General features: G+C 65.9%; 28 protein-coding genes. 23 read left to right on the forward strand and 5 right to left on the reverse strand.

What is annotated here, in order from left to right; genetic code table 11:
* Positions 1-10 precede the first annotated feature (10 nt).
* The 4 genes from BTO20_RS36705 to BTO20_RS36720 are packed head-to-tail and all read left to right on the forward strand — an operon-like array spanning position 11 to position 1,520.
* Positions 11-355 (forward strand): hypothetical protein, encoded by a 345-nt coding sequence (locus BTO20_RS36705; protein WP_198344624.1) that lies wholly within the window; start codon positions 11-13, stop codon positions 353-355.
* A 46-nt stretch (positions 356-401) separates the two neighbouring features.
* Complete coding sequence (locus BTO20_RS36710) at positions 402-701, forward strand: hypothetical protein (RefSeq protein ID WP_087083284.1); 300 nt, start codon at positions 402-404, stop codon at positions 699-701.
* Complete coding sequence (locus BTO20_RS36715) at positions 694-975, forward strand: hypothetical protein (protein ID WP_157680448.1); 282 nt, start codon at positions 694-696, stop codon at positions 973-975. The genes BTO20_RS36710 and BTO20_RS36715 overlap by 8 nt, the downstream gene beginning before the upstream one ends.
* Before the next feature lie 23 nt (positions 976-998).
* A complete protein-coding gene (locus BTO20_RS36720) occupies positions 999-1,520 on the forward strand; it encodes a hypothetical protein (RefSeq protein ID WP_232491348.1) in 522 nt (173 codons plus the stop codon).
* 283 nt (positions 1,521-1,803) lie between these two features.
* Here the strand turns inward: BTO20_RS36720 and BTO20_RS41455 are convergent, their stop codons facing one another.
* Positions 1,804-1,938 (reverse strand): pentapeptide repeat-containing protein, encoded by a 135-nt coding sequence (locus BTO20_RS41455; protein WP_087083288.1) that lies wholly within the window; start codon positions 1,936-1,938, stop codon positions 1,804-1,806.
* An 83-nt stretch (positions 1,939-2,021) separates the two neighbouring features.
* Here BTO20_RS41455 and BTO20_RS36730 point away from each other — a divergent pair, with 83 nt between their 5' ends.
* The 5 genes from BTO20_RS36730 (at position 2,022) to BTO20_RS36750 (ending at position 4,319) form a co-directional block, all read left to right on the forward strand.
* Positions 2,022-2,333: a hypothetical protein gene (locus BTO20_RS36730; protein WP_087083290.1), complete on the forward strand. Its 312-nt coding sequence runs from the start codon at positions 2,022-2,024 to the stop codon at positions 2,331-2,333.
* Positions 2,330-2,641 (forward strand): type II toxin-antitoxin system PemK/MazF family toxin, encoded by a 312-nt coding sequence (locus BTO20_RS36735; RefSeq protein WP_087083291.1) that lies wholly within the window; start codon positions 2,330-2,332, stop codon positions 2,639-2,641. The genes BTO20_RS36730 and BTO20_RS36735 overlap by 4 nt, the downstream gene beginning before the upstream one ends.
* Before the next feature lie 87 nt (positions 2,642-2,728).
* On the forward strand, positions 2,729-3,082 hold the full coding sequence (locus tag BTO20_RS36740) for a hypothetical protein (protein WP_232491349.1): 354 nt from the start codon (positions 2,729-2,731) through the stop codon (positions 3,080-3,082).
* Between the two features lie 8 nt (positions 3,083-3,090).
* Entirely contained in the window at positions 3,091-3,555 is a 465-nt protein-coding gene (locus BTO20_RS36745) for a hypothetical protein (RefSeq protein WP_087083294.1), read from the forward strand.
* A 155-nt stretch (positions 3,556-3,710) separates the two neighbouring features.
* Positions 3,711-4,319: a protein kinase gene (locus BTO20_RS36750; protein WP_232491350.1), complete on the forward strand. Its 609-nt coding sequence runs from the start codon at positions 3,711-3,713 to the stop codon at positions 4,317-4,319.
* 40 nt (positions 4,320-4,359) lie between these two features.
* Here the strand turns inward: BTO20_RS36750 and BTO20_RS36755 are convergent, their stop codons facing one another.
* Entirely contained in the window at positions 4,360-4,815 is a 456-nt protein-coding gene (locus tag BTO20_RS36755) for a hypothetical protein (protein ID WP_087083296.1), read from the reverse strand.
* Between the two features lie 215 nt (positions 4,816-5,030).
* On the opposite strand from BTO20_RS36755, the gene BTO20_RS36760 reads away from it, so the two are divergent.
* The 4 genes from BTO20_RS36760 to BTO20_RS36775 all read left to right on the forward strand — a co-directional run bounded on the left by BTO20_RS36760 (position 5,031) and on the right by BTO20_RS36775 (position 7,218).
* The gene (locus tag BTO20_RS36760; protein WP_232491351.1) at positions 5,031-5,540 is read left to right on the forward strand and encodes a thermonuclease family protein; all 510 of its coding nucleotides are present in this window, start codon (positions 5,031-5,033) and stop codon (positions 5,538-5,540) included.
* 143 nt (positions 5,541-5,683) lie between these two features.
* Entirely contained in the window at positions 5,684-6,034 is a 351-nt protein-coding gene (locus BTO20_RS36765; RefSeq protein ID WP_232491352.1) for an LppP/LprE family lipoprotein, read from the forward strand.
* Positions 6,035-6,260: 226 nt separating this feature from the next.
* Complete coding sequence (locus BTO20_RS36770; protein ID WP_232491353.1) at positions 6,261-6,452, forward strand: antitoxin VbhA family protein; 192 nt, start codon at positions 6,261-6,263, stop codon at positions 6,450-6,452.
* A 4-nt stretch (positions 6,453-6,456) separates the two neighbouring features.
* Positions 6,457-7,218 carry a Fic/DOC family protein gene (locus BTO20_RS36775; protein ID WP_087083304.1) on the forward strand — a complete coding sequence of 254 codons (762 nt, stop codon included), beginning with the start codon at positions 6,457-6,459 and terminating at the stop codon, positions 7,216-7,218.
* A gap of 10 nt (positions 7,219-7,228) precedes the next feature.
* Here BTO20_RS36775 and BTO20_RS36780 read toward each other — a convergent pair whose 3' ends face one another.
* Complete coding sequence (locus BTO20_RS36780) at positions 7,229-7,525, reverse strand: hypothetical protein (protein ID WP_232491354.1); 297 nt, start codon at positions 7,523-7,525, stop codon at positions 7,229-7,231.
* 99 nt (positions 7,526-7,624) lie between these two features.
* On the opposite strand from BTO20_RS36780, the gene BTO20_RS36785 reads away from it, so the two are divergent.
* Positions 7,625-7,891 (forward strand): helix-turn-helix domain-containing protein, encoded by a 267-nt coding sequence (locus BTO20_RS36785; RefSeq protein ID WP_087083308.1) that lies wholly within the window; start codon positions 7,625-7,627, stop codon positions 7,889-7,891.
* 120 nt (positions 7,892-8,011) lie between these two features.
* Positions 8,012-8,437, forward strand: a complete 426-nt coding sequence (locus tag BTO20_RS36790) for a hypothetical protein (protein ID WP_087083310.1) — start codon at positions 8,012-8,014, stop codon at positions 8,435-8,437.
* Positions 8,438-8,712: 275 nt separating this feature from the next.
* On the opposite strand, the gene BTO20_RS36795 is transcribed toward BTO20_RS36790, so the two are convergent.
* On the reverse strand, positions 8,713-9,591 hold the full coding sequence (locus tag BTO20_RS36795) for a hypothetical protein (RefSeq protein ID WP_198344625.1): 879 nt from the start codon (positions 9,589-9,591) through the stop codon (positions 8,713-8,715).
* A 229-nt stretch (positions 9,592-9,820) separates the two neighbouring features.
* On the opposite strand from BTO20_RS36795, the gene BTO20_RS40045 reads away from it, so the two are divergent.
* The 5 genes from BTO20_RS40045 (at position 9,821) to BTO20_RS36820 (ending at position 15,738) form a co-directional block, all read left to right on the forward strand.
* The gene (locus BTO20_RS40045; RefSeq protein WP_131816137.1) at positions 9,821-10,552 is read left to right on the forward strand and encodes a hypothetical protein; all 732 of its coding nucleotides are present in this window, start codon (positions 9,821-9,823) and stop codon (positions 10,550-10,552) included.
* Between the two features lie 64 nt (positions 10,553-10,616).
* Positions 10,617-11,873 (forward strand): helix-turn-helix domain-containing protein, encoded by a 1,257-nt coding sequence (locus BTO20_RS36805; RefSeq protein ID WP_023861397.1) that lies wholly within the window; start codon positions 10,617-10,619, stop codon positions 11,871-11,873.
* A 22-nt stretch (positions 11,874-11,895) separates the two neighbouring features.
* A complete protein-coding gene (locus BTO20_RS36810; RefSeq protein ID WP_003891614.1) occupies positions 11,896-13,101 on the forward strand; it encodes a tyrosine-type recombinase/integrase in 1,206 nt (401 codons plus the stop codon).
* On the forward strand, positions 13,088-15,328 hold the full coding sequence (locus BTO20_RS36815; protein WP_003891613.1) for a tyrosine-type recombinase/integrase: 2,241 nt from the start codon (positions 13,088-13,090) through the stop codon (positions 15,326-15,328). Before BTO20_RS36810 ends, BTO20_RS36815 begins: the two co-directional genes overlap by 14 nt.
* The gene (locus BTO20_RS36820; protein WP_003891612.1) at positions 15,325-15,738 is read left to right on the forward strand and encodes a DUF6262 family protein; all 414 of its coding nucleotides are present in this window, start codon (positions 15,325-15,327) and stop codon (positions 15,736-15,738) included. The genes BTO20_RS36815 and BTO20_RS36820 overlap by 4 nt, the downstream gene beginning before the upstream one ends.
* Positions 15,739-15,959: 221 nt before the next feature.
* On the opposite strand, the gene BTO20_RS36825 is transcribed toward BTO20_RS36820, so the two are convergent.
* The gene (locus BTO20_RS36825) at positions 15,960-16,652 is read right to left on the reverse strand and encodes a TetR/AcrR family transcriptional regulator (RefSeq protein WP_003891611.1); all 693 of its coding nucleotides are present in this window, start codon (positions 16,650-16,652) and stop codon (positions 15,960-15,962) included.
* Between the two features lie 203 nt (positions 16,653-16,855).
* Between BTO20_RS36825 and BTO20_RS36830 the strand changes: the two genes are divergently transcribed.
* From BTO20_RS36830 to BTO20_RS36840, 3 genes are all read left to right on the forward strand, one after another.
* Positions 16,856-17,326 carry a PaaI family thioesterase gene (locus tag BTO20_RS36830; RefSeq protein WP_003891610.1) on the forward strand — a complete coding sequence of 157 codons (471 nt, stop codon included), beginning with the start codon at positions 16,856-16,858 and terminating at the stop codon, positions 17,324-17,326.
* Positions 17,323-17,994: a TetR family transcriptional regulator gene (locus tag BTO20_RS36835; RefSeq protein ID WP_003891609.1), complete on the forward strand. Its 672-nt coding sequence runs from the start codon at positions 17,323-17,325 to the stop codon at positions 17,992-17,994. The genes BTO20_RS36830 and BTO20_RS36835 overlap by 4 nt, the downstream gene beginning before the upstream one ends.
* Before the next feature lie 74 nt (positions 17,995-18,068).
* The gene (locus BTO20_RS36840) at positions 18,069-18,503 is read left to right on the forward strand and encodes a DUF6188 family protein (RefSeq protein WP_003887008.1); all 435 of its coding nucleotides are present in this window, start codon (positions 18,069-18,071) and stop codon (positions 18,501-18,503) included.
* Positions 18,504-18,639: the final 136 nt, after the last annotated feature.

Raw genomic sequence — 18,639 nt, forward strand, 5'->3', positions numbered from 1 at the left:
TTGTCAGGTGGTGCGGGAACTGATCGCCTATAACAAGTCTCAAACGGAGAAGTTCAACGAGAACCTCCTCGACCCGGAATATCAGTCCACCGTAGCCGGGTACCAGCCGTGGGCGGATCGTCTGCACGAGTTCGCCTCCCAGCTCGACGATCCCGCACTGAAGGAACGTGTTGACCGGTTCGCCGAGGGTGCCGATCGCATGGTCGATCTCGTTCGACAAGGCGAGAGCGGGCAGTTGACGCCGCAGGACCCGCTGGCGCCGCTGCCGACCGAGCCCTACCGCGAGGTGGCCGAGCCCATGTACGCCGAGCTGCAGGCGCTCGACACTGCCTGCCCGGCGGATGACGCTGCCTGAAAAAGAGTGCACGAGGTGGTGGTGATAGTGCCGCATACTGAGCTGTATGGCGTTGATCGAGGCCTGTGCCAGTGTCGAGGCGGTCATCGAACGAGCCCGCTCGCTTTATGTGGATACACACTCCGGCGACGCGCAGGTGGCGGCGGATGAAGCCGCGCGATTGGATCAGATCGCCGCAACGACAAAGGCGATCACCGATCTCGCCGCGACTGGTGCGCCCGGAGGTGCATTTCAACGGGTTGTTTTGGCAGGGCTGATGATTCAAATCAAACGGGTTCAGCAGGTGGTGCGATCATCCGCTCAGCTCCCCTCTCGGCCGGCAGATGTGGACCGATCGCATGAGTGATGTGGCCCTGCTTGTCGTTTCGGTGGCCGTCGGGTCTCTGATCGCCGCGGCCGCGGTCTACGACTATCGGCGCCGCATAGCCACAGCGCGCAGGGTATCGGTCCGATCCCATCTGATCAGTGCCGTCATGATGGTGCTGCTGTCGGCAGTCGTGGGTGTGTGGGCGATCATCGACGACAACCGCGTATTCACCATCCCGTGCAGCGTCATCGTTGGCCTCGTCGGAGTGGCGCTGCTGGTCAGGCTCACACGAGACCGCATCAGATCGAAGTGACGCGGGAAGCAAGGGTGACCAGGATGGCGGCCGCCGCAGCGCTCACCGCGGCGATCACCGCAACACTATTGGTGTCCGGCTGTGGCGTCCTCAACAAGCTCGGCTTCGGCGGCCGGCCGGATCCGATCACCCCAGAACAGTCCAAAGCCCAAGTGCTCGACGCCGCACGCGACATCGTCAACACCACTCAGCTCGACATCGTCAAAGCCGTGTTCTGGCGATCCTCATGCAACGACCAAGGCGACCCGCCCTACCGCAGCGAACTACTGATCTCGCGCCCGCTCAAAGAGTCCTTCGACGCCGCCGACGCCGACGACGCCACTCTCATCGACCAGTTGAAAACCCACGGATGGCACCCCGCGACGGACTTCCACACCCACGGCACCGCACTGACCAAAAACAACGTGGTCGCCGTCATCGGCCCGCAAAACGCGGCCACCCCCACCCGCAGCCTGCACCTGTACGGCGAATGCCGCGACTACAGCAGCGAAAAACACACAGACAGCATGGAAGACATCGACTTTTCTAGAGGCCCTGGACGATGACGGATAAGGGCCAGCTCGCGAGACGACCCAGGGGCATGTGTTATCGCTATCGCGATCGACCGTGCTGGTCGCGTTCGTCTGGCGCGTTGGGGCGCAGAGAGGGTGGGGGGCTTGCGGGTCGCATGTTGGTCGGCCAGCTGGGGTCGATGAGGGGGTCGGCGCGGCCGGAACGGATCCGTCGGAAGTAGAAGAGCGACCCGGCAACAAAGAGCGCCATCAGGGCCAGGCCGCCGATCGCGGCCACGATTTCTGTCATGTGTTCCTCGGGCAGGTGGCAAGGAGGCTAGAGATGGTTTGAAGTTGTTGCGGTGGCGTTTTCGAGATCTGCTCCCGTGAGATTAGCTCCAGTTAGATCCGCGCCCTCGAAGTGAGGCGCCTCGGACACGCTCACCGCCGCGATCACCGACCGGTTGCGCACCCTGAACCTGAACGACGCTCCGGGTCACCGTCACGCCGCACTACGCTGGAAACTACACTGTTATCCGGTGTATCCTATACACCATGAGTAAGCGTGTGAGCCTGATCCTTGGCGACTCCGACGAGGCGGCGATAGCCCCCTACCTCAGTCACGGCTCGCCCGCCTTCGAGGTCTTGCGGCAATGGGCCAGCCAGCACGACGTCGCAGACGACATCAAGTCCGAGGCCGCGGCGTTGCGCGCACTGCTTCAGGCGGGGGCCGAAGCGCTACAGGAGCATGTCCTCGATGTCGGCTACGCCCAGCTGGCCACAGAGTTCAACAGCGATTCGGCCAATGCTGAACGACGCACTGCCCGCAACCGCCACGAGCGTCGTCGCGCCGAGGAGCGTCAATGACGCGTGCATTGCGCAGCCAGGCCTACCGGGTCGACCTCGGGCACGGCGCCAAGCCGTGGGTCATCCTCAGCAACAACTCAAGGAACAGGAACCTCGATACCGTTCTGGCCGCACGCATTACGACAACCAGTAAGCACGCGCACGTCCCCACGGTCGTGCCGTTGACCGCGGCCGATCCGTTGGTGGGATACGTCCTGGTCGATGACATCGTGCAGCTCTACCACGACGAACTCACCGAATCGCTAGGCACCTTGTCGCCGTCGACTATGGCCGAGATCAGCAAGGCACTTCGGATCGCACTTCCATGAGGACCGAATGCACACCAAAACATATTGCAAGGCACACAACTACGGAGGCAGTAACGGCTGATGGCTGGCGTAATCTCCACACCGAATATGGCGTTCTATTTCCCGGACGAAACCGTTAAGACGCTCAACGATCGCTGGGACGATTGGGTCGCACGAGGGGCAACCGTTGTCACGAAGAAGGACCAATCCGAAGACACACCCGGAGTCTTGTTTGAGCTTCTGCGCACCGACATCCGCTTCACGCCGGCCCTGACCGCCGAAGTGGCAATCGCTGAGCCGCGTCTGCACCGTGAGCAGACCGCCGCGTCGGGGACTCTGATGTTCTACCCGTGCCTATCGTGGCAGTGGCCGATGGTCCTGGGCGCCCGCTTCAGACAGGAACCTGACGTCTTGTGGGCAATCCCCCGCGAATTGACCGTAGCTGACTTCGAATTGGTCTGAGCAACGAAATGCAGCCACTCGATGAGCTTGTCGATCCGCAATGGTGGCGCTGCGAGCCGCCGGCGTCCCGCCCAGGCCAACAGCGAACATTCACCAGTGCACACGGGCCGGTCACCCCGGCTTGGAAGCTGGCCTCGACACGAGGCGTCGGCATCGGCTCACTGCGAGCCCACGCCGTCGCTGTCAACGCAGCTGGCGGTGACACGCTGGTGCTCGTGTTCAGAGCCGCCGATGCGTCACTGGAAGCGGTCCGCGTACACGCCGAGGAAGCCGAACCTGCTCGGCTGCACAAACTGCTCGGCCGCGCGGTTCGAAACCCCGCCGCAGCGCTCGCCGCGGCCTTGGACTGCCGACAAGAAGACGTCGGCGCCCTACTTCGCGGCCGCGCAGATGACGAGCTGGCTGCCGTGCTCGACGCCAACGGGCGCCGGCCGCGCATGCAAGAAGCGCCAACGCGGGCCGGTGCGATGTGAACACCGCACCGGCGCACGAGGACCCCAACACCGCCCCGTTGCCAGCCCTAAGTCAGTTCTTCACCTGGGCGCCTGGGGAACAGCCCGCGCCCTACGATCCGCCGCGACCTTCGACCGAAACACCGCCGCAACCCAAAGGCCCTTCCTCGCCCACCGTGATCGACGTCGTACCCCGACCCCGTGCCGCGAACCAGTCAGGACACCGCCGGCGTTGGCTGGTCGCCGCCGGTGCGGTTGCTGCCGTCGCCGCGGCCGTCGTGGTCTTCTGGCCCGAGCGCAGCACCACCGACCAGCCCGCACTCTTAGACGACCAGGCCTCCCCCTTCCCGACTGTCGCGGTGCCTGCTCAGCTCGATCCCCGGCTTGCGTCGTTAATCCCAACCGGCTACCCACCCGGGACGTGCACGCCGGTTCCCACTGACAATCACAGCGCCGCTGACTGTGGTCCGAACATCGACGCGCCGAACACCTCCTCGCGATTCACCCTCTACCAGGACGCCCATGCCCTAGCCGCCGCACTCGACGAGTTCATCAGTGGCACAACAGTTCTCGTCTGCCCCGGCAACTACCAGTCCCCCGGCCCGTGGCGCCGTAGCGCAGCACTCGACGTGCCTGTCGGCACTCTGGTGTGTGGCACCACCTCACAGGGACATCCCCGGATCGGCTGGACCATCGACAGCGAGCGACTGCTTGCCAGCATTGAATCCAGTGAAGGCGGCCCCACGCTCCCCCAGCTCTACGACTGGTGGTCCAAGCACTCCTGATCGCGGTCATCGCTTCTGAGCGCTGCGAGCAGACTCCGGATCACCAGCGGGTGGGCAGCGCTTGGACCTGCTGCTCCAGCACAGTCTGGCTGGTTGTGGCCACGTCAGCGTCGTCAACGAGTGCGCACCCCAGATACCCCACCCGCTCGGGGTCCATCTCCCCCGATACCCTCACAGTAGGGTCTAGCACCGCCGCCACATGCACTGGAAAGTCCACAATCCCTGACTGCAGGACCCGATTGCCCGCGGCCGGGGTGAGCACCACCGCCGAGACGGTGACCGAACCGCGGTCCTCGCTGAGCAGATCAGGATGGATGTGATCGCGCTCGACGCCCTCGCTTAGCGCGCACACCACGGCCGGCTGAACCTCGCAGAACCAGTACCGGCCCGGCACCGTCGAACGCAGCCGTCCGGTCACCCGCAGCTGCAGGGGCAGGTGCGCGGCGAAGTCCGTCACCGGGAATCCCCGCACACTGTGCAATACGAGACGGGCCATACCCAGACGCTAACACCAGCGCGCTCAATGTGTTCACGAATTGTGCTCGAATTGCGTAACAATGAACTATTCTGACTCGTATGGACAGTCAGGAGCGATCGTCACACCGTGCGCATTCACGCACCACCACACCACGGACTGCTGTACTCAGCTCGCCCCGCCGCCTGCGCATTTTCGCCGGACTCGTCGGCACCGCCTTACTGGCGGGATGCCAGATGCCCTCCGTCGCGGGGCAGTCGCCAACCGACGGCACCGACTACCCCACCCAGCCGCCCACAGACGCGCTCACCGGGCCCGTGCCGGTGTCTCGCGTGGTCGACGGCGACACGCTGTGGGTCACAACCGGCGACGGTGACACAAAGATCAGGTTGATCGGCGTGGACACCCCTGAACTGCTCGACCCCCGCTCTCCGGTCGAGTGTTTCGCCCAGGAGGCCTCCGACTTCACCAAGCGCGCCCTCACCGGACAGTCGGTGTACCTCGAGGACGACCCCAGCCAAGACAGCACCGACCGCTACGGCCGCCGCCTGGCCTACGTCTGGACCCTCGACGGCCGCCTGATCAACCTCGACCTCATTGTCGAGGGATACGCCAACGAGTACACCTACTCCACGCCTTACCGCTACCAGCACAGTTTCCAGAACGCCGAAGCCGCCGCAGCGAAGCAGGAACGAGGACTGTGGTCACCAACAACGTGCAACGGCGACACCACCGGCGACTCGTGATGTCGGTGAGCGCACGCAGCGATGACACAACTGCTCGCCGCCGACTGCTGGCCGGAACCAAACATCTCAACCGCAGCCCTCGTGTCGCTGGAGGCGGCGGATGAGGTGGTGTCTTGAGCGAGGTTGATGTGGCGGTGGCTGGTTTGGAACGGCTGCGCGAAGACCTTGAGTGGCGGGTGTCTGAGGCTGGCGGTCCGACGGTTGCGGGTGTGTCGTGGGCGCACGCGATCGTGCCGGAGGGCACCGTGTCGACGCCGGATCATGTGCTGTTGTTTTGTGATGGCCGATTTGTGGGGACGGCGACCGCGGAGCCGCGCCCGTACACGCGGGTTGTCGCCGCTTCCGGCGACACGGTGACAGTGGAGTATCGGTGGATCGTCGGAGATGAGCCGCTGGCGGCGCCGGCCGGATCAGGGAAGGTGCGCTACCAGGTCACCGCTGATGGTGTGACACCGCTCAATCCGCCTCCCTGGTCGGAGACTGAACTGTCGTGATTGAGATCCAGAATCTGCATTTTGGTCTGCTCCGCGCGGAGTTGCTGTCGAAGAATTTGGAGCGGGCCCGCAGAACCTCGGCGCCATCGCCAAAGGCGGCACAACGGTAGGCGATAGCCTCCCGCTTCGGGTATGATGGACACAGTTGAACACCCGATGCCACCAGCGCCAACGCCTGGCTTTTCATTGCGCGCCGACTCCGAGGGGAGCACCTACAATGAGCACCATGACCACCGCGCCCAAGCGCCCGCCCACCCATGACGAGGCCGTGTCCATCGCCGTGGCAGCAACCGGCCTGGCCGAACACGAAGTCTCGCCCGGCGCGCGTGACCTCCTCGACCGAATCGGCCGCGGCGAACTGACCTACGACGAGGCCGTCGCCGAGGTCATCGCGGAGTTCGGTCAGCCCGCCGAATAGCACCTTGGCGTCCTACAACCAGTGGGAGGACTACTTCTGGCCCGATGCGCCAGGGGTTCTGAGGAATCGCCTCAACATCAAAGACAGTTGGAAACTGCGCGAGGCGGAAACGCGAATCAGCCTGGTCCGCATGGCCGAGATCATCACCGAGGACAACCAGCCCGACGTGATCGACCTCGACTACTACTGCGGGGTGCACCGCAAGATTTTCGGTGACGTCTACGATTGGGCGGGCACACCCCGCATCGTGCCGAAGTTCGGTATGACCAAGCAGTGGCGCGACGTCGTCAACTTCGCTCCCGACGACCGCGCCGCACCGTGGGTCAAGTACCACTATCGCCCGGGCCCGGAGGTCGCCAACCGCGCCGCCTCCCAGTTCACCATGCTCGACTTCGAATTGCGTGACCCGCGAAAACAGGCCCCGCACACCTTCATCCCCCTCATAGCCACCTCCTGGGGCGGGCTCGACAACATCCACCCGTTCCGTGAAGGCAACACCCGAAGCCAGACCATCCTGTTCCACCAGGTCTGCCGCAAATACGGCTACGAGCTTGACGGCCAGGAGCTGTTCAATCGCCGAGAGGAGTTCATCGGCGCCCGCTTCCACGGACACGCCACCGCAGAGTACGGGCGGCTCATCGCGCTGCTGCTTGACACCGTGCGCGAGCGCGAGTCCGAACAGCTCAGTGAGCGTGAACTACGGTGGGTCGACTCGCTGCGCGACGCCTCCCAGCGCCGTGCAGGCCCCGGAGGACTGCACCTCTGACCGGCCAAGCTTACCCGTGGCGGCCATCGAGCGCCGTGGACTCACAGCGGTCGGTCGGGCGAGGCAGGTAGTAGGTCGCCCCACACTGGTTGCACTGGGCGGTGCGGTGCAGAATCCCGCATCGACAGTGGCTCACCCCGATCGTGACGCGATACGGACCTAGCTCGTGCCCGTTGGCGCACACCGCCGGATACGGCGGCTCCGACCAGCTCCCATCACCGTTGCGGCGCAACGGAACACCGCCGGCCACCATCACCTCGGCGCTCATATCACCCGCGCCGGCACCCGATGCCGCACTGTCGCCCACCTCCCGCACCCTCCCACAATCATTGGGTGGATTTAGCCACCCGCACTGGGGTAGGCTCAACACAACAGGTCTACCTCATCGACCCGAAGGAACCCACCCATGCCCGCCACCGCGACCGGCGCCAAGTCCAGCTCCGACCCCGACACCTCGGTGGCCCAACGCGTCCTGCCCATCGTCGGGGCCAACATCGTGGCCCGCCGCGAAAAACTGGGCATGTCGCAGCGGGCACTGGCCGAGAAGGCCGGTGCCGACCGGGTGTTTCTGCGCCACGTCGAGCAGGGCAACCGCGCGGCCACCCTCGTCTTCCTCGCCAAACTCGCCGACGCCCTCGACACCACCATCGAAAAGCTCACCCGCGGCGTCTGACAGCGATGTCGGAGCCTGGTGGTAAAGATCGACCATGGACAGCAGCACACCCACCCGCCGGCACCAAGTGCCGCACACCCCGGTGCGCTACGTCCACCGGATAGAAGGAGCGGTGCCGCCATGAACCCGTTCGACTACAACCCACCCGATTCCCGGCAGGCCGCCCCCGCCAGCGACGAGGTGTACGTCGCCGCGGTCAAGCCGCACGCCGCCGTCTCCCCGTCCGACCGGCAGCCCTTGGCCCGAGTCCGCTACACCAACGGCAAGACCTTCGTCGGGCACCACCTGCTGCGCCACATCGACCTGCACCGCGAGACCGGCCGGCCCGTGGACTACTGGCTGGCGATCGACCGGCTTGCACGCCAGGTTGTCAGCCAGATCGACACCCTGGTCAGCCAGCGCACCATCCGCCAGGTCGTCTGCTTCAGCGAGCTGCGCTACCAGATCGACGCCGACACCGGGTGGTCACCCGAGGTCGACGCCCTCCCCACCGAGGACTGGGCCGCGGTGCAGTGGCGCGTCACCGACATCCTGCGAACCGGTTAGCTGCCCGGGCCGGGATCTTCGCCCGCTCAACGCCGGCACACCTTTTCCCACCTTGTCCGCACATCCGCGCCGACAGCGCCGTCCAGCCGCCCGCAGGCAATCCCGTCGGTGGTGTGAGGGACGGTCTGCACCCAGGCCCGCCGCGCCCGGCGCCGCATGACACGCCGCTTTGCGGGCCGTGCCCCGATCCTCACACGTGCGCATGGACGAGACCAGCTGCCGAAAGGCGGTGCGCCGCTGAGGCAGGCCCCGCCCTTCGGCGCGGCGTGGGTCAATCAGAACAGGGATTCGCTGTTGGCCTGCGCCCAGAGGGTCTCGAACGACGGGCGCTGCTTGTCGTCGACCACCGCCGGAGCGACGACGAAGAAGTGCTCACAGTTCGCCGCCGCGGCAAGCCGATGCCGCACGATACGGTCAGCGCCGACGTCGCGACGTCCAGGCAGTTCGGCCAGGTGGGCATTCATGTCGGCTTGTGACCCGCACGCCAGGCGGCGCACCGACCGCGCCGTGACGCCCTTACGGCCCTCGCGGCCAGCCGGGGTGACCCGGCGCACCTCGTAGACTGCGAACTCGGTCTCATCCATCAACCGCTGGAAGGCCACCTCAACCTCGACCAGCCCGGCCTCGGAAATCATCTGGGCCACACTGCCTCCCGCGATAAGGGTCTGGCGTTCGTTGAGTCGACGCGACACCGCCTCCATGAACATCGCCTTCGCGCCGGCCAGCGGCTCCTCGCGGTAGCGCTGCACCATGTTGGCCCGGCCCGCCGCCGTCGACATGGCATAGACGCAGAACGTGCAGCAACTCTTGGACCAGGACGTGCCCAGCTTGGCCCGCACATACTCAGCACAGGCCTGACGATCCATCCCCAGCTCAATCAACGGATACCACCCTGTACGCCGCGCGTTGTTGTACAGCCGGTCCTTGTCGGCCCGGCGCTGCTCACCGGCCTCGAAACCGATGACGTGCCGGTAGGCCTGGCCGCCGGTGACCCTGCTGATCACCGGATCGAGCGCCCATCCCTTGGCGTGAACCGAGCACTTGCGGGCTCCGCCGAGCTGGGGAACCGTTCCAGCAGTGATCATTTCGGTCGACAGACGGTAGGCACCGTCGATGTGCAGCCGCTGCGGACAGGTCGAATCGTCCAGGATCACCACACCGTCCCCACTGGTCGTGGTGGTCCGCTCCGACCGCGCACATTGGATGTAACGAATCCCAAGGCGGCGAAAGATCGGCAAGATGTGTGGCGTTATCAGGGGTTAAATTCTCAAATGTGGTCATAAAGGTGTGTTGAACTGCTATTTAACCTGCGCACACATGTAACCTATTAGGTCATGGGCAGCCAAAATTTCGCCGACTGCCGGCGGCGTGGCGCGACGTGGAGTGTGGGAAACCGGGGTAAATGTTTACCCCATGGAGCTACACGACGATCCTCAGCGGCTCGTGGAGGAACTCGTTCGCCAGCACGCGCAGGTTTTGGGCGAGGCGCACGGCGATCTGGCTGCGCGACATCCGGAAGTCCCGGATCGTTTTATCGATCAGGGCAGCCATGTCCGACCGATCACGGTGTCGTGCTCGGTTTTGGAAACGTTTCTGATGTCGCGGTTGCGGCGGCAGACTCCCAACTCGACTCTAAAAGTCAAGGCGGGCAACGGGATGGGGGTTCTTCTTGTCGACGAGAAGGGCTCACGGATTTATGTGCGCAAGCATCCGCGAAACCGGCGGACTGGTCAGCTGATCGACACTGTGCCGTTTGTGCCGGGTGGGGAGCAGTACAGCCTCGAGGAGGTGTTGGGTCACCCGATCGGCGGGCAGGAGGGTATCGCCGAACCCCAGGCGTATCGGGAATATCTGTTGTGGTGGCCGGACGGTCGCGGGTTTTTCGGTGGTGCGGTGCTGGCGGCGGGGCTGCTGCTCGACAATGTGGAGGTTTTGTACGGCCGGACGCCGTTGCCCCCGCCGATCATGGAGGACCGCTCGTTCAACGTTGGTCTCGGCGAGGTCGGTCGGGATGGGTCGTTGGGGACTCGGCGCCGCGACGACGACTTCGTCGACGTCGACGAGGACGCCGCCCGCGAGCAGGACGAGGAGGGCGGTCCGCCGAAATCGTCGTAGCCGTCGTGCACAGTGTTGGGTGCATGTGGGTTTCCCAACCCGGTGACGTTGAATTGAGCGCACGATGATTGAGGTTTTTGGTGCACGGGTCCGGCAGGCCCGGTTGTTGAGGCGGATGACGGCGCGGTCGGTGGTGGCGGCCACAGGCTGGAGTACGTCGCGACAGTCCCAGATTGAGAAGTCGCCGACGGTGCGGCTCAACGACGGCGATGTTGCGCGGATGGCGGGGTTGTTCCGGTTTCCTGCAGCGTTTTTCAGCTCGGAGCCGCAGACACGGATCAGCGCGAACGAGTTGTTGTTTCGGGCGCCGAAGTCGATGACGGTGGGTGAGCAGGAGTTTTTGGCGACGTTCGCGTCGTTGGCTGGCGATTTCCTCGGTGAGCTCGACGGCCGATCGAAGCTGCCTCCGGTGAAGGTTCCGACGGTCAGTCCGGATGAGTTGGCGCACAGTTCGATTCCGGTGGCCGCAGCGCGTCTGCGTGAGGCGATGGGCCTGGAACCCGATGAGCCGCTTGATGATTTGATGTATGAGGCCGAGCGGCTGGGCGCTCCGGTGATTGTCCGGCGCCGGGTCGCCGGTGATTGGGAAAGCGAGTTCGCCGCGACCGGTGGGCGCTCTCGTGATGAGCGGCATTTGGGGTATTCCAGTTGGGTGGGCCGGTTGCGGGACCGCCCATTGTTGGTGCTACGGGATAGCGACTCGTGGGAGCGGACCCGGTTCACGGTCGCCCATGAGCTCGGTCATTTGGTGTTGCACAGTCACGCCTATTGCTCGGTCAGTGCCGCCGATGAGTTGGAGGCCAACCGGTTCGCGACCGAGTTGTTGGCCCCGGCAGGGGTTATCGCCGGTGAGTTGCCGCGGGTGTTGTCGCTGTTGAATCTGCGTCCGCTCAAAGACAAGTGGGGCCTGTCGTTGGGGTCGTTGATCATGCATCTGCGGGATTCGGGGCTGATCGCGCCGGACCGGGCGAAAATGTTGACCACCCAGCTGCATTCACGGATCAACCCGGCCACCGGGCATACGTGGGGTATGACGGAACCGGGGTGGGCTGACCGCGTCCCGGAGCGGCCGCGGCTGCTGCGCAAGTGGGTGGAGCGCTGTTACGGCGGCGCGTCGGTGCGGATGCTGAGCGCCCGGGAATCGATGATCTATCCCGCTGATGTGCTGGATTGGTTTTTGGCCACGCAGCGACCGGCGCCGGCGGCCGAGCATAGGCCGGTCGCGGCCAGTGTCGGCCATGGCCGCACCCCGGCCCCACCCGCTGCCGGTGGCTCCCAGGTGATCCGGTTGGACGATTTCCGCAACGGCAGGCCATCGTGAATATGGTGGGGTGCTACTGACGGTGGCACAGGTGCAGCGGGTGCGTTTTGTGGACCGACCACCCACCTACACGGTGGTCGGCGCCGACAAATTGCCCGTGGCCCCGGCGCGCGAGTACCTGACGTTTCTGCGTAACCAAGGGAGCTCGCCGAACACGTTGCGCGCCTATGCCTATGGGCTGGCGGCGTGGTGGACGGTGCTGGAAGGTACCGGTACGGCGTGGGATGATTTCCCCACCAGTCTGTTCGGCCAGTTCCTGGCCTATCTGCGTACCGGGGATCTGCCCGGGGTGGCCCGTATCGGTGAACCAAAGCAGAGATTGGCCGAGTCGTCGCTGCTGCCGCGCAGCGCGGCGGTGTTGTCGATGTACCGGTATTTCGCCGATGCCCATGACCTGGTGCGCCCCTACCGGCGGTTGTACGCCAGTCATGCTCGGACGTCCCGGCGGGGCCGCTATGCACCGTTTCTGGCCGGAGTCGGCCCGAGACGCGAACACGATGGGCCGATTCACCGGCTGCGCGGGCTGCAGCGCGCTGAAACACCGGTGCTGCTGCCCGTGCAGGTCAACGCGATCTTGGATGCGTGCAGTGTCCAGACAGTCTCGGGTGAATGGTCGGGCGGCGGGGCGGGGCTGCGTGATCGGTTGTTTTTCGCGGTGCTGGCCGAAACCGGCATGCGCATCGGTGAAGCGTTGTCGTTGCGCCACCATGACTTTGATATCGCCGGTGGTGGTACCCCGTCGATACTGGTGGCGGGCCGTGATGATCATCCGCACGGGGTGCGCGCGAAATCGGGCCCGCGCCGGATCTACATCGGCGACGATCTGGTCGCCCTCTACACCGAGTATGTGTGGCAGCTGGTGGCCGCCGGCGCGGATATCGCGGTCGGCGACCTGGCGTCGTGTTTCGTGTTCGTCAACCTGGTGCGCGGCGTGCGCTACGCCCCGCTGCGCCCGGAAACCCTCTACGACAAGGTCGATCTGATCACCGCCCGCCGCGCCGATGTGCTGCCTGAGCAGTGGACGCCGCACTGGCTGCGCCACACCCACGCCACCGCGCTGTTGCTGGCCGGGGTGGACGTGCACGTGGTGATGCGCCGTCTCGGGCACGCCGACGTGCAGACCACGTTGTCGACCTACGGCTGGGTGACCGCCGACGCGCAGATGCGCACGCTGGCCGAATGGAAGAACTATGTCGCCGGGTGGAAGGTGAACCGTGACGGCCAATGACAGTCCTGCACCGGCACACACAGCGCCCACCCATCGTGGCGGCGAGGATCGGTGGACGCAGCAGTGGCAACAGGTACCCGCGCAGTGGCGCACCCTGGTCTATCACCTGGATACCGCCCCGGCCAATACGGTCTTTCAGCACAACCCGCGCTACCGGCCCACCCCGGACGGCCACGACTTCACCCCACAGGGTGTGCCGCAACGGTTCTGCGACGAGCTCGCGTGGTGGGTGTGGCTGTGCGGACACGAACAACGCCGCAAGATCGAACCGTCACTGCTGAAATGGACCAGCGGCGCACTGAGCATCGCCGCCACCGACTACCACCAACGGCACCGGCGTCACCCGGTCAGTATCGCTGATCTGAGCGCCGAGGCCATCGTGCGCCACGGGGTGCGCGAGTTCGAGCGCCGCACCGGCCGGCTGCCGTCGGCCGGATTTCGGCGCAACGTGACCAGTTTCATCGAGCACCTGCACCTGTATGTGTCGGTCCGCTGCACCGACTGGCCATGGTGGGCCCATGACATCTGGGATCTTGACGCTGATCCCCGAATCCCGCAACGTGAGCACGAACCCTGCCACGACCAGGTCGCACGCCTCGGAGGGATCGAACCGGCCTGGCTGCGCGACGGGGTACGGTTCTGGCTTCGCACCTGCTTGACGGCTGAACTGCTGCGCTGGTCGTCGGTGATCGGCCGCACCCGCGGCATCACCCGCCACTTGGGCCCGTTCCTAGCCGAACGCGGGATCGATGACCCGGTGATCAGCACCGACCGGGCGGCGCTGCGGCTGTTGTTCACCGAGTTCACCGACTACCTCAAATCACCTGCCGCGCGGGCCAAACCGGAGCGTCCGCTGTCGGCGGCGACGATCGCGGTCGTCCAGTCCAAGGTTCAGATGTTCTACACGTTCATGGTGGACCATGCCGAGGAAGCCGCGGCAGCGACCGGAGATCCTCGCTGGAGCCGGTTGACCGACACTCATACCCGGTTGTGGGGTGCGGCGTTTCGCAGCCGACGCCCTACCGGCGGCCGGGAGCTGACCTGGTTTTCGACCGCCGAGCTCCAGCGGATGCTGTGCTATCTCGACGTGCTGGCCGCCGACGCGGGTAAACCGGTAGTCATCACCCACCCCGATTCCACGATCTCGGTCGTGTCCGGTCTCGGCGATCCGCAAGCGGCCCGGATCTGGCTGCTGCAAGCGTTGACCGGGCGTCGGGCCTCAGAGATTCTGATGCTCGATTACAGTCCACTGCAACCGATCCCGGGCCACGACCGCCCCGCCGGAGCCACCGACGATCCCGACGGATTCGTGGCCAAACTGCGCTACCAACAGACCAAAGTCGACGGGGTGGTGCCCACCATCCTCGTCGAGCAGGCCGTGGTCAACGTGATCAGCGAACAGCAAGACTGGATCCGGGCGCGCTACCCGTATTTCGAGCCGAAATACCTGTTCCTCGGGGTGCGCTACCAGCACCAGGGCCAACGACCACGCAGCTATGACTCCTACAGCCGGATCCTCAATCGGCTCGACACCATCCACGGCCTCACCGACACCGCCGGCCACCCGCTGCGGTTCTCCCAGACCCACCGGCTGCGCCACACCCGCGCCACCGAACTGCTCAACGACGGGGTGCCCATCCATGTGGTGCAGCGCTACCTCGGGCACGCCTCGCCGGCGATGACCCTGCGTTACGCGGCGACCCTGCAAGCGACGGCCGAAGCGGAGTTCCTGCGACACAAAAAGATCGGCGCTCATGGCACCGACATCGCCATCAGCCCGTCTGACATCTACGACATGACCCAACTCTCGGCCCGTACCGACCGGGTGCTGCCCAACGGGGTATGTCTGCTGCCGCCGGTGGCCACCTGCGACAAGGGCAACGCCTGCTTGTCATGCGGGCATTTCGCCACCGACGCCACCCACCTCGACGAACTGGTCGACCAACGCGCCAAGACCCTGAAGCTGATCGACATCCGCCGCGAGCAGTACCGTGCCCGCACCGGGCGCGAACTCACCGACGACAACGTGTGGATCCACGAACGTCGCCGCGAAATCGCCTCGCTGGATGCCATCCTCGACCGGCTCCGCCGCGACGACGTGACCGATGGCAGCGTGAGCAGTGTCGCGGGAGCCGGTACCGCCAACCGGGCACCCACCATGCGCACCGCGACCCGGGGAAGCCACGAATCCGTGCTGCGCAAGGCCGACCCGGACCCGCCGCGATGAGCCGCCCCAAGCCGCCACCGCCCACCCAGAAGGCACTCGATGCGCTGGCCGAATACCGCCGGGCCCGCAGCGATGAGAAGCGCCGCGACATCGAGAAGGCGATCGCCCACCTGCGCAAGACCAACGCCACCATCAACTTCTCCACCGTGTCCCGCCGCGCCAAGGTGTCCCGCAAAACCATCTACAAACACGACGACCTGGTGACCGTCATCGAGCAATACCGCGGCCGGCATACCGACCGACAACCGGCATCGACTGGCCGCGAAACCAGCATCCACGCCGCGCTGCGCCACAAACTCGCCGCCAAAGACAAAGAGATCGCCGCACTCAAAGCCACCGTCGCAGAACAACAATCAACCATCGAGCTGCTCTACGGCCAACTCGACACCCTGCACGAACAGACCCCCTGAGCCCAGTACGCCCCCCGAGGTGTGCTGCGGTCACGGCCTGGCCCGCCGTGACGGAGGCCTTCCCGGCCTCCTGGCCAACTCGTGAGTGCCCGCCCGTGCCCGTCGGCCCGATTGCCAGGTCATCGACAAGACCTGGCCCGGCGGGCTGTGGTGGGGAGATCTTTCCAGGGCGTGTCGGTGTCTGCCGATCGGTTGGTCGCTGAACCGGCGGCGGACCGGCGTTAGTCGGCGGTGACCGGCACACCGTTGTCGCCGGGCGGTGTGGGTGCGGTGGGGGTGGTTTTGCGTTGATGCGTGGTGAGGAAGTCGTCGACGATGCGGGTGGTGTCGTGGGGGGTCATGGTGTGCAGTCCGGTCATGCGGGCGAAGGCGAGCGGCCCGATGAGTTGGCACAACGCGAGGTTCACGTCGAAGTCGTCGAGTTCGGCGCGGGCTTCTGCGCTTTGCAGGATGGCGTCGAAGGGTTGTCGGTATTGGTCGACGACGCGTGCGCGCAGCGTGCCGGCCGCGTGTTCACCGCCGGCGTGGTCGGTGGTTGCGGTCGGCCCGAGGGACAGCCAGGCCAGCATGGTGACGTGTAGCGGGGCGTCGGCGAACAGCGCCGCCTGACGGGTGAGCAGTTCGATGAGGCGTTCGCGCACCGTCCCGCCGGCCGGTGCCGGCGGGGTGACTTGGGGTAGCAGCCGTTCGAAGGTGGCCGCCAACAAGTGCGATGAACTGCCGAAGTGGCGGTAGAGGGTGGTTCGGGCCACCTTGGAGGCTTTGGTGACCGCCTCGACGGTGACGGCCTCGACACCACCGGTGCTGAGCAGCGCGGCCGCCGCGTCCAGTAAGCGATTGCGGGACCGGGTGCGGCGGGGGTCGATTTCGTCGTCGTCTTCGTCGTGGACTCGATCCGGCTGGCTGCTGCTCACACTCACTCTCCTTGCCGCTTCCCCCTTTATGGCCAACGGGTGCCGCCCGCCCGACACTTATGGTACCAACAGTAGCGTTGCGAAACTGGTCGTACTGGAGGTATCGGGTGTCCGAGCATGTGCCGTGTCGGGATGAGGTACCCCACGGTGACCGTGGGGTTGGGTCACCCGCGGAACGGTTGCCCGCCCACACCCCGCACTGTATGGGCTGCGGCCCGGACAACCCCCACGGCCTGCAGCTGGTGGTGTATCGCTGCGGCGAGCAGGTGTATGCCGATGCGACCTTCGACGAACGCCACATCGGGGCGCCGGGATTGGCGCACGGCGGCGCGGTGGCGGCCGCCTGCGATGACGTGCTGGGCTTCACGTTGTGGATCGCCGGCACCCCGGCGGTGACACGCAGTCTGACCGTCGAGTATCTGCTGCCGGTGCCACTGCACCAACCGCACCGGATCACCGCGCACATCACCGAGCGCAACGGCCGCGCCCTGCATGTCCGCGCGACAGGCACCGGCACCGACGGCGTCACCCGGTTCACCGCGAGCGCGGTGTTCGTCGTGGTGAGCACCGAGCACTTCGCCGCCCACGGTGATCTGGCGGCCTTCGATGGCCTGCTGGAACGGTTCACCCGCAGCAGCCGGGCCCACGCCGATCCGCACGACCCGACATCGTGACCGCGACCGACACCGGCGCCCAACCCAAAAGCCAACAATCCCAGGCGGATCCGCGGCCGGTGGCACCACACCCGACCGCGCCGCCGCGTCCGCGGACGCCGACGCGTCACCGAGAGGCGATTCTGGATGCGGCGCTGGTGGTGGCCGCCGCGGGCGGGTATGAGGCGGTGCGGATGCGCACGGTAGCCGAGCGGGCCGGTATCGCGGTCGGCACGCTCTACCGCTACTTCCCGTCCAAGACCCACCTGCTGGTCTCGGCGCTGGCCCGAGAATTCGGGCGGCTGCAAGCCGCCCAGGACTGGGCCGCCACCGGCACGACACCTCAGCAGCGCCTGGATCGGCTGACCGGGTATCTGCACGACCGCTGGCAGCGCGACCTTCATCTCACCGAGGCCATGACACGGGCATTCGTCGCCGCCGACAGCACCGCGGCCGCCGCCCTCGACGAGGCCGCCGCGGTCATCGAGCGCCTGCTCGCCCACACCCTGGGCGGCGACACGCCCGGGCCGCTCGATCAGCCGGTCGCCGAGCTCCTCGCCGACATCTGGCTGGCGAACCTGACCGCGTTCATCGGCCGGCGGGCCTCGGCGGCCCAGACCCGTGACCGCATCGATCGGGCCAGCCGGCGCATCGTGGATCGCCTGGCCTCCCTCACCCCCAACAGTTAACGATACTAATAGTATCGCAGCGATACTTACCGTACCCTTCAGATGCGACCCAAAGACGTGTCGAAGGAGGCGCCATGTTCACCCAATGGATCGAAGACTGCGTCGTGCAACGCGTGTCGCTGCGCGACGGGTTGGTGTTGGACCTCGATGGCTACAGCGAGCTGGTGATTTCGCGTCCCCTGCGGCTGACGCTGCCGCCCGTCGGGGACTTTCCGGCCGAACAAGTGCTCATCGACCCCAACCGGGTCGCGGTGCACGAACGCCCGCTGCTCGACCTGGCCGGCGCGGTGTGCACGCACGCCCGGTACGGCGATGACGGCGCGTTGCACCTGGGTTTTTCCCGAGGGCACCGCATCGATGTGGAGGCCGACGCGCACGCCACGGCCTGGGAGCTCTACGGCAAACGCCACGGATACATGGCCTGCCTGCCGCGTGGCCGGGTCCGGGTGGTCCGCCACGACATCCCCGACGCCGACGACACCGACGCCGGCGTCGGCGCAGGTCACTAGCGGCCCACAGGCGCGCCGCGCGGCCCCGGCGGACGCGCAGCGCGAACCACTGTGGTACTGCTAGTAGCGTAGCGATACCGATAGTTCCTTTTCTCGGGTGGAGGGGTAGTGACCGACAGCGATCCGGATGGTTCGG

The organism is Mycobacterium dioxanotrophicus, from assembly GCF_002157835.1.
Lineage (GTDB): Bacteria > Actinomycetota > Actinomycetes > Mycobacteriales > Mycobacteriaceae > Mycobacterium > Mycobacterium dioxanotrophicus.

Coding starts and splice junctions, on each gene's coding strand:
- BTO20_RS36745 (WP_087083294.1), top strand. CDS start 3,091: ATGCAGCCACTCGATGAGCTTGTCGATCCGCAATGGTGGCGCTGCGAG.
- BTO20_RS36805 (WP_023861397.1), top strand. CDS start 10,617: ATGATTGAGGTTTTTGGTGCACGGGTCCGGCAGGCCCGGTTGTTGAGG.
- BTO20_RS36840 (WP_003887008.1), top strand. CDS start 18,069: ATGTTCACCCAATGGATCGAAGACTGCGTCGTGCAACGCGTGTCGCTG.
- BTO20_RS36820 (WP_003891612.1), top strand. CDS start 15,325: ATGAGCCGCCCCAAGCCGCCACCGCCCACCCAGAAGGCACTCGATGCG.
- BTO20_RS36785 (WP_087083308.1), top strand. CDS start 7,625: ATGCCCGCCACCGCGACCGGCGCCAAGTCCAGCTCCGACCCCGACACC.
- BTO20_RS36790 (WP_087083310.1), top strand. CDS start 8,012: ATGAACCCGTTCGACTACAACCCACCCGATTCCCGGCAGGCCGCCCCC.
- BTO20_RS36760 (WP_232491351.1), top strand. CDS start 5,031: ATGCCCTCCGTCGCGGGGCAGTCGCCAACCGACGGCACCGACTACCCC.
- BTO20_RS36715 (WP_157680448.1), top strand. CDS start 694: ATGAGTGATGTGGCCCTGCTTGTCGTTTCGGTGGCCGTCGGGTCTCTG.
- BTO20_RS36735 (WP_087083291.1), top strand. CDS start 2,330: ATGACGCGTGCATTGCGCAGCCAGGCCTACCGGGTCGACCTCGGGCAC.
- BTO20_RS36770 (WP_232491353.1), top strand. CDS start 6,261: ATGACCACCGCGCCCAAGCGCCCGCCCACCCATGACGAGGCCGTGTCC.
- BTO20_RS36830 (WP_003891610.1), top strand. CDS start 16,856: ATGGGCTGCGGCCCGGACAACCCCCACGGCCTGCAGCTGGTGGTGTAT.
- BTO20_RS36710 (WP_087083284.1), top strand. CDS start 402: ATGGCGTTGATCGAGGCCTGTGCCAGTGTCGAGGCGGTCATCGAACGA.
- BTO20_RS36730 (WP_087083290.1), top strand. CDS start 2,022: ATGAGTAAGCGTGTGAGCCTGATCCTTGGCGACTCCGACGAGGCGGCG.
- BTO20_RS36755 (WP_087083296.1), bottom strand. CDS start 4,815: ATGGCCCGTCTCGTATTGCACAGTGTGCGGGGATTCCCGGTGACGGAC.
- BTO20_RS36740 (WP_232491349.1), top strand. CDS start 2,729: ATGGCGTTCTATTTCCCGGACGAAACCGTTAAGACGCTCAACGATCGC.
- BTO20_RS36720 (WP_232491348.1), top strand. CDS start 999: ATGGCGGCCGCCGCAGCGCTCACCGCGGCGATCACCGCAACACTATTG.